At 69.0% G+C, this 13183-nt stretch carries 10 protein-coding genes and 1 pseudogene; 5 read left to right on the forward strand and 6 right to left on the reverse strand.

Features of this window, described 5'->3' with window-relative positions; genetic code table 11:
* The first annotated feature begins 172 nt into the window (after positions 1-172).
* From aroQ to accC, 3 genes and pseudogenes are all read left to right on the forward strand, one after another.
* Positions 173-607 carry a type II 3-dehydroquinate dehydratase gene (gene aroQ / locus QP166_RS14180; protein ID WP_333916496.1) on the forward strand — a complete coding sequence of 145 codons (435 nt, stop codon included), beginning with the start codon at positions 173-175 and terminating at the stop codon, positions 605-607.
* A gap of 39 nt (positions 608-646) precedes the next feature.
* Positions 647-1132 carry an acetyl-CoA carboxylase biotin carboxyl carrier protein gene (gene accB, locus QP166_RS14185; protein ID WP_333916497.1) on the forward strand — a complete coding sequence of 162 codons (486 nt, stop codon included), beginning with the start codon at positions 647-649 and terminating at the stop codon, positions 1130-1132.
* A 4-nt stretch (positions 1133-1136) separates the two neighbouring features.
* Positions 1137-2485: pseudogene (gene accC / locus QP166_RS14190) on the forward strand (acetyl-CoA carboxylase biotin carboxylase subunit).
* A 613-nt stretch (positions 2486-3098) separates the two neighbouring features.
* On the opposite strand, the gene QP166_RS14200 reads toward accC, so the two are convergent.
* Complete coding sequence (locus tag QP166_RS14200) at positions 3099-4100, reverse strand: glycoside hydrolase family 3 N-terminal domain-containing protein (RefSeq protein WP_333916498.1); 1002 nt, start codon at positions 4098-4100, stop codon at positions 3099-3101.
* 219 nt (positions 4101-4319) lie between these two features.
* Here QP166_RS14200 and QP166_RS14205 point away from each other — a divergent pair, with 219 nt between their 5' ends.
* Positions 4320-5192: a MipA/OmpV family protein gene (locus QP166_RS14205; RefSeq protein WP_333916499.1), complete on the forward strand. Its 873-nt coding sequence runs from the start codon at positions 4320-4322 to the stop codon at positions 5190-5192.
* Here the strand turns inward: QP166_RS14205 and QP166_RS14210 are convergent.
* Together QP166_RS14210 and argS are read right to left on the reverse strand one after the other, a co-directional pair.
* The gene (locus QP166_RS14210; RefSeq protein ID WP_333916500.1) at positions 5182-5916 is read right to left on the reverse strand and encodes an SPOR domain-containing protein; all 735 of its coding nucleotides are present in this window, start codon (positions 5914-5916) and stop codon (positions 5182-5184) included. The genes QP166_RS14205 and QP166_RS14210 overlap by 11 nt on opposite strands.
* A complete protein-coding gene (gene argS / locus QP166_RS14215) occupies positions 5916-7643 on the reverse strand; it encodes an arginine--tRNA ligase (protein WP_333916501.1) in 1728 nt (575 codons plus the stop codon). Before argS ends, QP166_RS14210 begins: the two co-directional genes overlap by 1 nt.
* 155 nt (positions 7644-7798) lie before the next feature.
* Between argS and QP166_RS14220 the strand changes: the two genes are divergently transcribed.
* Positions 7799-8086, forward strand: a complete 288-nt coding sequence (locus QP166_RS14220) for a hypothetical protein (RefSeq protein WP_333916502.1) — start codon at positions 7799-7801, stop codon at positions 8084-8086.
* A 132-nt stretch (positions 8087-8218) separates the two neighbouring features.
* Here QP166_RS14220 and QP166_RS14225 read toward each other — a convergent pair whose 3' ends face one another.
* The 3 genes from QP166_RS14225 to ftsZ all read right to left on the reverse strand — a co-directional run bounded on the left by QP166_RS14225 (position 8219) and on the right by ftsZ (position 13166).
* Positions 8219-9382, reverse strand: a complete 1164-nt coding sequence (locus QP166_RS14225; protein ID WP_333916503.1) for a deoxyguanosinetriphosphate triphosphohydrolase — start codon at positions 9380-9382, stop codon at positions 8219-8221.
* A gap of 1 nt (position 9383) precedes the next feature.
* Positions 9384-11426 (reverse strand): SPOR domain-containing protein, encoded by a 2043-nt coding sequence (locus tag QP166_RS14230; protein WP_333916504.1) that lies wholly within the window; start codon positions 11424-11426, stop codon positions 9384-9386.
* A 249-nt stretch (positions 11427-11675) separates the two neighbouring features.
* Positions 11676-13166: a cell division protein FtsZ gene (gene ftsZ / locus QP166_RS14235; protein ID WP_333916505.1), complete on the reverse strand. Its 1491-nt coding sequence runs from the start codon at positions 13164-13166 to the stop codon at positions 11676-11678.
* Between the last annotated feature and the right edge of the window lie 17 nt (positions 13167-13183).

Raw genomic sequence — 13183 nt, forward strand, 5'->3', positions numbered from 1 at the left:
ATGCGGCGTCGCGCGTCGGTCACGATGCTTTGGCATCGCTCCCTCCTTGCTCCTAGCCTGGCGACAAAATCCGCTCCGTCACGACCTTGTTGCGACTGAGTGCAGGCCCTAGGCGCGCGGGTGCCGGGGGCAATGTTGCGCCGCCCGCCACCGAGTGCGATGGTGCACCGCGATGACCGATATTGTCTATGTCCTCAACGGACCGAACCTGAACCTGCTCGGCATGCGCGAGCCCGATATCTATGGCCGTGATACGCTCGACGATATCGCCGGCGCGCTGGAGGACCGGGCGCGCGAGCTGGGGCTGGCGATCGACATGCGCCAGTCCAACCACGAAGGCCATCTGGTCGACTGGCTGCACGAGGCGCAGGCGCATGACGCGCGCGCAGTACTGCTCAACGCCGGAGCGTTCACGCACACGTCGGTCGCGATCCACGATGCGATCAAGGCGATCAGGACGCCGGTGATCGAGGTGCATCTCTCCAATCCGCATACGCGCGAGGAATTCCGTCACACGTCGTTCGTCGGGCGCGCGGCGAAGGGCAGCATTGCCGGTTTCGGCGCACTGTCGTACCAGCTCGCGCTTGAAGCCGCGGCCCGCTTCTGACAGGAGCCGCGACCAAAGGTCAGGGATAATCGGGGTTCAATGGCTGACATTTCACACAATAGCGGGTCGATGCAGGTCGATGTCGATCTGGTCCGCCAGCTCGCCGAGCTGCTCGACACCACGCAGCTGACCGAGATCGAGGTCGAGGACGGCGATCGCAAGATCCGCGTCGCGCGCAAGGCGGCGGCGGTCAACGCCGCACCGGCGATGCATTATGCGCCGGCACCCGCCGCACCCGCGGCGACGGCCGCGCCGCAGGTCGACGTGGCCGGGCCGTCGGCGGCGTCGGACGCCAATGCGGTGCGCTCGCCGATGGTCGGCACCGTCTATCTCGCCGCCGAACCGGGCGCGAAGCCCTTCTCCAGCGTCGGGCAGAGCGTCGCGGCCGGCGACACGTTGCTGATCGTCGAGGCGATGAAGGTGATGAACCCGATCACCGCGCCGTCGGCGGGCGTCGTCAAGGCGATCCTGGTCGACAACGGCCAGCCGGTCGAGTTCGACCAGCCGTTGGTGGTGGTCGAGTAAGCGGATGCCGCAGATCAAGAAACTGCTGATCGCCAATCGCGGCGAGATCGCGTTGCGCATCCATCGCGCGTGCCATGAAATGGGCATCAAGACCGTCGCGGTGCATTCGACCGCCGACGCCGACGCGATGCACGTCCGGCTCGCGGACGAGGCGATCTGCATCGGACCGCCGGCCGCGACCGACAGCTATCTCAACATCCCGAACATCATCTCGGCCGCCGAGATCAGCGGCGCGGACGCGATCCATCCCGGCTATGGCTTTCTCAGCGAGAACGCCAAGTTCGCCGAGATCGTCGAGCTGCATAACCTGATCTTCGTCGGGCCGAAGCCCGAGCATATCCGCGTGATGGGCGACAAGGTCGAGGCCAAGCGCACCGCGGGTGCGCTCGGGCTGCCGCTGGTGCCGGGCTCTGACGGCGCGATCAGCGATGTCGCCGAGGCGCAGGCGCTCGCGGAAGAGATCGGCTATCCGGTCATCATCAAGGCCGCGAGCGGCGGCGGCGGGCGCGGCATGAAGGTGTGCCAGTCGGCCGATCAGCTCGAGACGCTGATGCAGCAGGCGGGCAGCGAGGCGAAGGCGGCGTTCGGCGACGCGACCGTCTATATGGAAAAGTACCTCGGCAACCCGCGGCACATCGAATTTCAGGTATTCGGCGACGGCAACGGGCAGGCGATCCATCTCGGCGAGCGTGATTGCTCGCTCCAGCGCCGCCACCAGAAGGTGGTCGAGGAGGCCCCCTCCCCGTCATCACCGCCGAAGAGCGCGAGCGGATGGGCGGGATCGTCGCCAAGGCGATGGCCGACATGAGCTATCGCGGCGCGGGGACGATCGAGTTCCTGTGGGAAAACGGTGAGTTCTACTTCATCGAGATGAACACCCGGCTGCAGGTGGAGCATCCGGTGACGGAGGCGATCACCGGGCTGGACCTGGTGCGCGAGCAGATCCGCATCGCCGAGGGTCATCCGCTGACGCTGCGTCAGGAAGACGTGGTGTTCCGCGGCCATGCGATCGAATGCCGCATCAACGCCGAGGACCCGCGCACCTTCGCGCCGTCGCCGGGGCTGGTGAAGCAATATCATGCACCGGGCGGGATGCACGTCCGCGTCGATTCGGGCCTGTACGCGGGCTATAAGGTGCCGCCCTATTACGACAGCATGATCGCCAAGCTGATCGTCTACGGCACCACGCGCGAAGGCGCATTGCGCCGCCTGCGTCGTGCGCTGGAAGAGTTCGTGATCGAGGGGATGAAGACCACCATCCCGCTCCACCAGGCGCTCCTGGACGATCCCGAGTTCCGCGAGGGCGCGTACACGATCAAGTGGCTGGAGGAGTGGCTGGCCAAGCAGGGGTGAGATAGCTTCACCATGCCACGTGGCAGTGAACACTCCCTACGTTGGATTGGTGAGAACCGCTCACCATTCTGCGTCGCCCCGGGCTTGACCCGGGGCCCCGCTTCTTCCCCCTGCCGCGATGGCTGGCGGGTGGGTCTACATCATGGCCGATCGGTATCGCGGGACGATGTACGTCGGCGTGACGGCGGATTTGATCGTGCGCGTGGCGCTCCATTGAGCTCGCAAGGCTTCGGCGTTCTGCGCGCAGTATGGGCTGGCCGGGCTCGGATGCGCTGACTTCAGAATTTGAGTCAGCTGGCTTGAACCATCCCTCATTGTACCCCGGCGAAGGCCGGGGCCCAGTTGGGAAGGCCTAGGAGATGAAGCGCGACGCACATCAATAGCGTCCCCCAGCTGGGCCACGGCCTTCGCCGGGGTACACGTCAGAGTTGATGGACCACATTCTAGCGAGCAGATCGACGCCTGCATTGAACACGAGAAGCGGCCCAAACGCTGGCGCCGCGCGTGGAACTTTGCGCTGATCGTAGGCGACAATCCCGACTGGCTCGATCTGTTCGACCTCTATGCTTGAAGAAGCGGGGCCGCGGATCAAGTCCGGGGCGACGAAGTAGAGCTAAGCCAACGCCAGCAACCGATCGCGCTTGTCCAGCAGCGCCGCCATGTCGCCCGTCGCCTCCACCCGTCCCGCCATCGCCCGATCCAGCCGCTCGCGCGCCGCGGGCGTGATCTCCCCAAGACGCCCCGCGATCTCTTCCATCTCGGCCATCCGCGCCCAGCAATCGAGCACCACGTCGCACCCGGCGGCGATCGCGCCCGCCGCCTTGTCCCCCGCCGACCCCGACAACGCCTTCATGTCGATGTCGTCGGTCATCAACAGCCCGTCGAAGCCGATCCGCCCGCGGATCACCTCCTCGATCACCACCGGCGACAGCGTCGCGGGGCGTTCGGCGTCCCATGCCTGATAGACGATATGGCTGGTCATCCCCATCGGCGCGTGCGCCAGCGTGCGGAACGGCGCGAGATCGTCTTCCAGCTCCTCCGCCGAGGCGGTGACTGTCGGCAGGTGGTGATGCGTGTCGACGAGCGCGCGGCCGTGACCGGGCATGTGCTTGACGACGCCGACCACACCGCCCGCTGCGAGCCCTTCCAGCGTCGCGCGCCCCATCGCGGCGACGCGCATCGGCTCGTGCCCGAAGGCGCGACAGGTGATCGCCTCGGTCGTCTCGGGACGTGCGACGTCGAGGATCGGGTGGCAGTCGACGGTGATCCCGACCTCCGACAGCATCAGCCCCAGCGCATGGCCGTTGGCGCGCGCCGCCTCGATCCCTGACATCGGCGCCAGTTCGTAGAGGCGGTCGAAGTCGGGACCGGCCGGGAATGCCGGCCATTCCGGCGGCCCGAGCCGTGCGACCCGTCCGCCTTCCTGATCGACGAGGATCGCGACATCGTCGCGGCCTTCCAGCTCGCGCAGCGAATCGGTGAGCGCGCGCAGCTGCGCGCGGGTCTCGACGTTGCGGCGGAACAGGATGTAGCCGGCGGGGCGCACCGCGTGGAAGAAGGCGCGTTCCGCCGCGGTGAGGACGGGGCCGGACAGGCCGAAGATCACAGGCTTCATGCGCGCGCTTCTAGGGCGGAACGCCCGGCGGAGGAAATGACTTTGGAAGCCCAGGCGTGCGGTCTAGCAAGAGCGTTCGTCGCAAGTGTTCGACCGGCGCGCGCAACTCGCTCTGCGCTTGTCGAAGGGCGTGTGATTGGGCACGGGCGTCGACAGGCTCAGCCCGAATGGTACGGCTGTTCAGGGCGGCGACCCGAATGACGATTGCAGGAGAAGACGATGCGCGTTTCGGGTTGCCTGGCTTGCCTCTTCGTCGCGACCCTGCCCCATGTCGCACTCGCGCAGGACGCGCCCCCGCCTGCCGACCCCGGCGCGCTGCAACCCACCACCCCTGCCGACGTGCCCCCGCCGCAGGTGCCGATGCGCGTGCAGGTCGCGATGGGCCCGCAGTGGCAGCCATGGTTCCCCGGCGACGATCAGCGGCGGCTGAGCCCGTGGTTCAGCCTCTCACGCACGCGCGGCGACACGCCATTCGCGTTCGGTGCGCCGGATGACGGCACCAACCTGACGCTGGTACGGCGCGGGACCACCGAATATGCGATTGCGCTGCGGCGTGAGGGGCGGCGCCGCGACGGCGATCTGGTGCCCGGCCTGCCCGGCATCGGGCGGACGCTCGAACTGGGCGGGTCGATCGAGACGTGGTCGAACGAGCATGTCCGGTGGCGCGGCGATATCCGCAAGGGCGTCAACGGGCACAAGGGCTGGGTCAGCCAGCTCGGCATGGATTATGTCCGCCGTGACGGTGACGACTGGCTGGTCTCGCTGGGTCCGCGCGTGCTGCTGGGTGACGCGCGCTATCAGCGTGCCTGGTTCGGGGTCGACGATCGCGCCGCGGCAGCAACCGGCTTGCAGCGCTATACGCCCAAGGCGGGGCTACGCTCGCTGGCGCTGACCGGCAGCGCGTCGAAGGAAATCTCGCGGCACTGGGGCCTCGAGGCGCAGGCCACCTACGAACGGCTGGTCGGTGACGCCGCCGATTCGCCGTTCATCCGCCGTGCCGATTCGTCGACGCAGCTGCAGGTCGCGATCGGGGTGCACTACACCTTCTCGGTGCGGCTCCCCGATCGCGGCATCTTCCGCCTCATCCGGTGACGAAACAGCCCTCGCCGGCCAGCTTCAGCCGCGCGCACAGATCGCTGGCCGCGGCGGCGTTACCGGCGTTGACGCGCAGACGATAGACGGTGCGGCCCTTCACGACGGCCGGCTGCACGATCTTTTCGAGCGTCGCGACATAGCCGAAGCGACGCGCGATCTGGCTCCACGCCCCGTTCGCGACCGCCTGGCTGGGGAAGGCACCGAGCTGGACCATCGCCCCGCCCGACGACGCGCCCGACACCTGCGTTGCCGGTGCGCTGACCGGGCGTTGCGCGCGCAGCGGCGCGGCGGCCTGCGGCACGGACACGCTGGCGGTCGGCGCGCCGCCTGCGGTCGCGCTGGCGCCGGGAACTGGCGCCGTGGCGCGTGCGACCGGCGCCTCGGGCACCTGCGCGAGGTCGATCGCGGCGTCGGTGTGGCTGCCGGCGCTGGCGGCGATCGCCGAATCGCCTTCGCCGATCACTTTCATCCCGCCGGGCTCGTCGGGGCGAACCTTATAGTCCCCGGCCGGCGCGGCGATCAGTCGCCCGTCGCCGCCGCTGCCCGAAAACTGCCAGCGGTACAAACCGAACAGGATCGCGGCGAGCAGCAGCAGCCCGACCGCGACCAGCGCGACGATCCGCCCGACCGGCACGGCATAGGGATCGTCGGCCTCGACGGTGTCGAGCCACGGCAGGCGATCCGCATCGCTCATCCGCCCGATCGGCTCCCCCTCACGCATCAATGCATCTCCGCCACCGCCTCTACCCCCATGATGGCGAGGCCGTTGCGGATAATCTGGCCGATCGCGGCGGCCAAGGACAGCCGTGCCGCGGTGACGGCGTGATCGTCGGGCACGAGGAAGCGCCGGTCGGGCCGATCGTTGCCGGCATTCCAGAGCGAGTGAAATTCTGCCGCCAGATCATAAAGATAGAAGGCGATACGATGCGGCTCGCGCGCCGCTGCCGCGGTTTCCACCATACGCGGAAACTGGCTGGCGAGCCGCACCAGCGCCAGCTCTTCCGTATCAAGACGGGACAGATCGGCGCCTTCGGCCGCAATCCCGGCTCCGGCCGCGCGGCGATGGAGCGAGTGAACGCGGGCGTGCGCATATTGCACGTAGAAGACCGGATTTTCCTTCGACGCCTCGACCACCTTGGCGAAGTCGAAATCCATCTGCGCATCCGAGCGTCGCGTGAGCATCGTGAAGCGGACGACGTCCTTGCCGACCTCGCGCACGACATCGGCCAGCGTCACGAAATTGCCCGCGCGCTTCGACATCTTGACCGGCTCGCCGCCACGCAACAGCCGCACCATCTGCACCAGCTTGACGTCGAAGCGCGTCTTGCCCTCGGTCAGCGCGGCGACCGCGGCCTGGATACGCTTGACGGTGCCGGCATGGTCGGCACCCCAGATGTCGATCAGCTGATCGGCACTTTCGGCCTTCTGGAAATGATAGGCCATGTCGGCGCCGAAGTAGGTCCAGCTGCCGTTCGACTTGCGGATCGGGCGATCCTGATCGTCGCCGAACTGCGTCGAGCGGAACAGCGGCAGTTCGACCGGCTCCCAATCGTCGGGCGTCTCGCCCTTTGGCGCTTCGAGGACGCCGTCGTAGATCAGGTCGCGCGCGCGCAGCACCGCTTCCGCCGCCTCGGGCTTCTTCGCCGCCTGCAACTCTGCCTCGGATGAGAAGACGTCGTGGTGGATACCGAGCAGCGCGAGATCGTCCTTGATCAGCACCAGCATCGCCGCGACCGCCCGGCTGCGGAACAGCGCCAGCCACTCGCCCTCGGGCGCGGCAGCGTAGCGGTCGCCGAATTCCTGCGCGAGCGCCTGTCCGACCGGGACGAGGTAGTCGCCGGGGTACAGCCCCTCCGGCACTGCGCCGACTTCCTCGCCGAGCGCCTCGCGGTAGCGCAGGTGCGTCGAGCGGGCGAGCACGTCGACCTGTCCGCCCGCGTCGTTGACGTAATATTCGCGGATCACCTGATGCCCGGCGAACTCGAGCAGGCTGGCGAGCGCGTCGCCGACCACCGCGCCGCGGCAATGTCCCATGTGCATCGGACCGGTCGGATTGGCGGAGACATATTCGATGTTCACCGACACGCCCTGCCCGCGCGTCGAGCGACCATAGTCGCTGCCCTCGCCGACGATCGTCGCAATCTCCTTGCGCCAGACGTCGTCGTGGAGCCGGAGGTTGATGAACCCCGGCCCTGCCATCGACACCTCGGCAACCTCGGGCAGCGCGCGCAACTCGCCGGCCAGCGCCTCGGCCAGCGCGCGCGGGTTGGTGCCGGCGGGCTTGGCGAGCACCATCGCCGCATTGGTCGCCAGATCGCCATGCGTCGCGTCGCGCGGCGGCTCGACCGTGACGTTGCGACGATCGAGATCGGCAGGCAGCGTGCCGGCGGCGGTCAGCGCATCGAGCGCGGCGTCAACATGGGCGGTGAAGCGGGTGAAAAGCGTCATGCCGCGCCGCTTAGCCCAAGGGCGAGGCGGACGCAAAATGCCGCTGCCGACGTGTGATTGCAGCAATCGCAACGACGAATGCGCGACCGGCAATTGCACTGTTGCAGCGCAGCACGGATGCTGCACCGCATCATCTCCTCACAAGGAAACGCCTCATGCGCTCTTCGATCGCCCTCGCCCTGACCGCCGCTGCGCTGCTCCCCGCCGTTGCCGCCGCCGCGCCGGCCGAGCGCAGCTTCACGCGCGACGGTCACACCTATGTCTACTCGCTGACCGGGAACCAGGACGGCACCACGCTGATCCAGGGCCATGAGGTCGGCAGCAGCAACGGTCGCTTCCGCCTGACCGTCAACGGCACGCGCGTGTCGGGACAGGCCAACGGCCGCAACGTCTCGTTCCGCGCAGCACGTCCGCTCGCGCCGGTGTCGGTCGCGACGAACTGATCTGATGTTTTCATCGTCCCGGACTTGATCCGGGACGACGAAGAAGGTCCGTCATTGCGACCGTAGCGAAGCAATCCAGGGCGTCCTGATCCGGCGCTGGATCGCTTCGCTACGCTCGCAACGACGTTCTGGTCAGAAGCCTTCGGGCAAATCGATGTCACCGACTGTTTCGCGATAGCGTGACACCGCGTAGCGATCAGTCATCCCCGCGATGAAGTCGGCGATGTGGCGACTGACGTGCGATTCGCGCTCGGGCAACCGCTCCCGCCATTCCTCCGGCAACAAGCGGGGATCGTCGCGATAGGCCGCGAACAGGCCCGACACGACGCGGTGCGCCGCGGTGGCCGCCGCCACCTGCCGCGGATGGTGGTAGAGATTGGCGTACATGAACCGCTTCAGCTCGCGTTCGGCGGTCGCCATCGCGGGGGAGAAGCCGATCAACGCGCGGCCGGCGGCGCGCACATCCTCGACGCTCACGACGCCGGAGTCGGCGATTTGCCGTTGCGACTCCGCGATCAGGTCGTTGACCATCGCGCCGATCTGGCTGCGGATCAGCTCGCCCGCCAGCCGCTCGCGCGGCACGTCGGGGAAGCGCGCGATCACCCGCCGCCAGCCCTCCGCCACCAGCGGCACCGCCTCGATCTGGTCGAGCGTCAGCAACCCCGCGCGCAGCCCGTCGTCGATGTCGTGATTGTCATAGGCGATGTCGTCGGCAAGCGCCGCGACCTGCGCCTCCAGCGAGGCATGGCTGGTAAGGTCGAGTGCCGCCTCGGCGTCCGCCTCCGCCAGCGCCCACGCCGGCACCGCGATCGGACCGTTATGCTTGGCCAGCCCCTCCAGCGTCTCCCAGGTCAGGTTGAGCCCCGACCAGCGTGGATAGGGGCGCTCGATCCGCATCAGCGTGCGCAGCGTATGACCGTTGTGGTCGAACCCACCCGCCGCGCCCATCGCCTGCCGCAGCGCGTCTTCCCCGGCATGGCCGAACGGCGGGTGGCCGATGTCATGCGCGAGGCACAGCGCCTCGGTCAGATCCTCGTTGAGCCCGAGCACGCGCGCAATCGTCCGGCCGATCTGCGCGACCTCGAGGCTGTGCGTCAGGCGGACCCGGAAATGATCGCCGTCGGGGGCGAGAAAGACCTGCGTCTTATGGCGCAGGCGGCGGAAGCTGATCGAGTGGATGATCCGGTCGCGGTCGCGCTGGAACGCGTCGCGGGGGCCACGATCGGCGCTTTCCTCGGGGTGCAGCCGCCCGCGGCTGCGGGCCGGATCGGCCGCCCAGGGCGCCAGCGCGGCCATGTTACTTTCCGTCCAGCTTCGTCATCTTCTGTCCGGCCTCGCTGGTGAAAGTGAAGGCGGAAAGGCCCTGCTTCTTCAGCGCGTTGACCGCGGCACGCGCCTCGGCATCGGTCTTGTACGGCCCGGTGACCAGCCGGTTGGTCGCGCGGTTGGGGACCGTATAAGCGCGCTTGCCTGCGAGGGCGTCGGCCTTGGCCTGCGCATTCTTCCACGCCTTGGGCATATCGTCCGCATTCGCGCCGCTCGCGACCTGCACCCAGATCCGGGCGGGTTCCGCGCGGGCCGCCTTCTTCTCGGCGGCTTCCTTGGCGGTGGCCTCCTTCTTGGCCTTTTCGGCGGCGAGTTCCTTGGCGCGCGCCTTGCGATCGAGCGGCTTGGCCGCCGGCTTTTCCGCAATGTCCTCCGCAGCGACCTGCTTGCGCCCCTTCTCCGCGGCGAGTTCCTTCGCACGCGCCTTGCGATCGAGCGGCTTGGCGGCGGGTTTCTCCTCCGGCTGCTCAGCCGCCGCGACTGCCTTTTGCGAGAGACGCTTGGCGGCGGCGAGCTTGGTGCGCTTCTGCTCGTCGGCGGCGGCATTGCGCTCGGCGGTCCGCGCGGCTTCGTCCAGCGTCGCGGCGGCGGGAGCCGGAGGCGCGACGACCGGAAGACGCTGCGCGCCCGGCATCGGCGCGACGCCCAGTTCGGCGGCGGGAACCGAAATGCCCGCGACGATTCGCGCGAGGATCGAATCCTCGCTGATCCGCGGCGGACTGACGCGCAACGGCGGCGCGCGGCGCGTGATCTCGGGGCGTGGCGGCGTGGTGTTCGCGGCGGCAAGCTGCGGCGCGGGCGTGATCGTCCGCGCAGGAACCGGTTGGATCTGCGCCACGGATGTCGGTGCGGAGGGGCGCGGGAGCGTAGGCGCAGGCGCGGGGATCGCGGCGGCGACCTGCGCGGCCGGCCGGACCGACTCGGTCGTGGGTTGCGGTATCGGACGCGGCGTCTCCACCGCCGCCTGCTGCACGGGCACGGGGGCCGCTGCCGCCGGTATCGGCGTGGGCGTCGCGACGGCCGGGGTCGGCACCGGCGCACGCGTGTTCGCCGCCGCGAGCTGCGCGGCGCGGTCGCGACGGCGTTGCTCGCTGCGCGACAGCTTCTTCTGCGGCGTCGGCAACGGCTGAACCGTCGGCGCGACCGCGGCGACCTGCGTGCGCACGGGCGACACGGCCAGCGGGGTAAGCGGCGGGACCATCCGTGCGTCGGCGAGCCGCGACGGGGTCGGCGCCACCTCGCCGAAATGGACCGCGAAGGCACGATCGACCGGCGACAGCGACGGCAGCCGCTGGAAGAACGCGGCCAGGCCGCCCGCCATGCCGCGCGGCATCATGCTGGCCGCGATCTTGTTGGCGCCCGACACGTCGCCGTTCATCGCGAGGATGAAGGCGCGCGCACGCCACGCGCCACGGTCCTGCCGACGGACCAACGTCTCGATCTCGGCCAGCGCCTCGTCGCGCCGTCCCGAGATACCCAGCGACAGCGCGTAGCGGCGGCGGATCTCATCCTCTTTCGCCGCCTCGCGACCGCCCTGCGCCAAGGCGAGCCGATAATCCTGCTGCGCGCGCGCCTGCTCGCCGATCAGATCGTAGGCGAGGCCGCGGTCGTCGGCATATTGCGGCATCGGCGCGCCATTTCGCTGCGCCTGCTCGAAATAGCGCAGCGCCTCGCCCGGCCGCTCGCCGTTGACGAGGATGCGCGCGATCCCCGCCTTGACGCGGCCGTTGTTGGGATCGATCGCCTCGGCCCGCTTGTAGAGCGCGGCAGCGGCGGTCGCATCGCCCAGCGCGAACGACAGGTCCCCCGCCTCGATCAGCGCCGACAGGTCGCGCGGCGCGCTGCCCAGACGGCGGACGACATCGGCAAGCCGGTCGGCGTCGGGGTTCGGGGTCGCCACCACCTCCTGTGCCGCCGCCTGGCCCGCGCCGACGATCGTGCCCGCGGCGAGTACCAGGGCGAGGCAGCCGGCAAGGTGGAAACGTCCCGATCGCGATCGAGCGATATGGGTCATGCGCAATGCTCCCCGCTCCCACCCGCAACGGAGCAGGACGGACCGGAAAAAGGAAGTGTCGGGATCGCGGCCGCGTGCCGCATCGCGCCGACCGCCGCGGACCCAGTGGCGACGAAGGCGGACGGACGGCAGATCATCGCGCCATAGAGCCGGTCGCCACCGAACCGGCAATGACATGGCCGACCCGGCTGCGACGAAACGAGCCTGTGCGGCGGTACGCGGTCGATCCGCGCACCGCCGCCAGAGCGGTTACTGGTTGTTCTGGCGGTGCAGGAAGCGCGGCAGGTCGCCCGGCTCGCGCCCGTCGTCCTCGACCGCGCGGCCACCGGCGTTGCGGGTCGCGTTCTGCATCCGCTCGAACAGCGTGCCACCCAGCTTGACGCGGGGCTGCGCGGGGGCGGGAGTTTCCTCCTCGGTGCCCGGCGACAGGAAGCGGCGACGCTGCGGGTCACCCGCCGGCGGCGTGGCGGGCATCAGCGATTCGGCACCCAGCACCAATTCGTCCTCGGCCGGATGCGCCGGCGATGGATCGATTCCTGTCCCGCCATTGGCCGGCGGCACACCCTCGGCCATCGCACCAGCGGCGGCACCGCTCGGCTGCTGCGGCGGGACGGCCGGCGTCGGCTCGTAGGCGACCGGCTGCGCTGCGGAGACCGCGGCCGGCGCGGCGGCGGCCGGCGCAGGGGCGGCATCGGTGCGACGCGGCGCGGAGAAGCTGAAGGTACGCGGCGGCTCGGAAGGCGCGCTGGCGGCGGCTGGTGCGGTCGCCTGACCGATACTCTCTATACCGGTCGCAACCACCGAGACGCGGATCTTGCCTTCCAGCTCCGGGTTGAACGCCGAACCCCAGATGATGTTCGCATCGGGATCGACCAGCTCGCGGATGTGGTTCGCAGCCTCGTCGACCTCGAGCAGGCGCATGTCGTCACCGCCGGTGATCGAGACGATCACGCCCTTGGCGCCCTGCATCGACACGCCGTCGAGCAGCGGGTTGGCGATCGCCTTCTGCGCCGCGATCAACGCGCGGTCGTCGCCTTCCGCCTCGCCGGTGCCCATCATCGCCTTGCCCATTTCCTGCATCACCGACCGGACGTCGGCGAAGTCGAGGTTGATGAGGCCCGGCATGACCATCAGGTCGGTGATGCCGCGGACGCCCTGCTGGAGCACCTCGTCCGCCATCTCGAACGCCTGCTTGAACGTGGTGTTGGCGTTGGCGACCAGGAACAGGTTCTGGTTCGGGATCACGATCAGCGTGTCGACGAACTTCTGCAGTTCCTCGATGCCCGCGTCGGCCGACTTCGAGCGGCGATTGCCCTCGAAGCTGAACGGCTTGGTCACGACGCCGACCGTCAGGATGCCCATGTCGCGCGCCGTCTTGGCGATGACCGGGGCCGCGCCGGTTCCGGTGCCGCCGCCCATGCCCGCGGCGATGAAGCACATGTGGCTGCCCTCGAGCAGCCGACCCAGCTCCTCGATCGTCTCCTCGGCCGCGGCGCGTCCGATTTCGGGACGGCTGCCCGCGCCAAGCCCCTGCGTGATCTTCGCGCCGAGCTGGATCTTCTGCTCCGCTTCCGACTGCTTGAGCGCCTGCGCGTCGGTGTTCGCGACCAGGAAGTTCACGCCCTGCACGTCCGCCCGCATCATATTGGCGATCGCGTTGCCGCCGGCACCGCCGACGCCGATCACGGTGATCCGCGGGGTCAGATCGTCGAGATCGGGCGTGATGAATTCGATGCTCATCGCAACATTACTCCGTC

Source organism: Sphingomonas sp. LR60 (assembly GCF_036855935.1).
Taxonomy (GTDB): domain Bacteria; phylum Pseudomonadota; class Alphaproteobacteria; order Sphingomonadales; family Sphingomonadaceae; genus Sphingomonas.

Coding starts and splice junctions, on each gene's coding strand:
- aroQ (WP_333916496.1), top strand. CDS start 173: ATGACCGATATTGTCTATGTCCTCAACGGACCGAACCTGAACCTGCTC.
- accB (WP_333916497.1), top strand. CDS start 647: ATGGCTGACATTTCACACAATAGCGGGTCGATGCAGGTCGATGTCGAT.
- QP166_RS14200 (WP_333916498.1), bottom strand. CDS start 4,100: ATGAAGCCTGTGATCTTCGGCCTGTCCGGCCCCGTCCTCACCGCGGCG.
- QP166_RS14205 (WP_333916499.1), top strand. CDS start 4,320: ATGCGCGTTTCGGGTTGCCTGGCTTGCCTCTTCGTCGCGACCCTGCCC.
- QP166_RS14210 (WP_333916500.1), bottom strand. CDS start 5,916: ATGCGTGAGGGGGAGCCGATCGGGCGGATGAGCGATGCGGATCGCCTG.
- argS (WP_333916501.1), bottom strand. CDS start 7,643: ATGACGCTTTTCACCCGCTTCACCGCCCATGTTGACGCCGCGCTCGAT.
- QP166_RS14220 (WP_333916502.1), top strand. CDS start 7,799: ATGCGCTCTTCGATCGCCCTCGCCCTGACCGCCGCTGCGCTGCTCCCC.
- QP166_RS14225 (WP_333916503.1), bottom strand. CDS start 9,382: ATGGCCGCGCTGGCGCCCTGGGCGGCCGATCCGGCCCGCAGCCGCGGG.
- QP166_RS14230 (WP_333916504.1), bottom strand. CDS start 11,426: ATGACCCATATCGCTCGATCGCGATCGGGACGTTTCCACCTTGCCGGC.
- ftsZ (WP_333916505.1), bottom strand. CDS start 13,166: ATGAGCATCGAATTCATCACGCCCGATCTCGACGATCTGACCCCGCGG.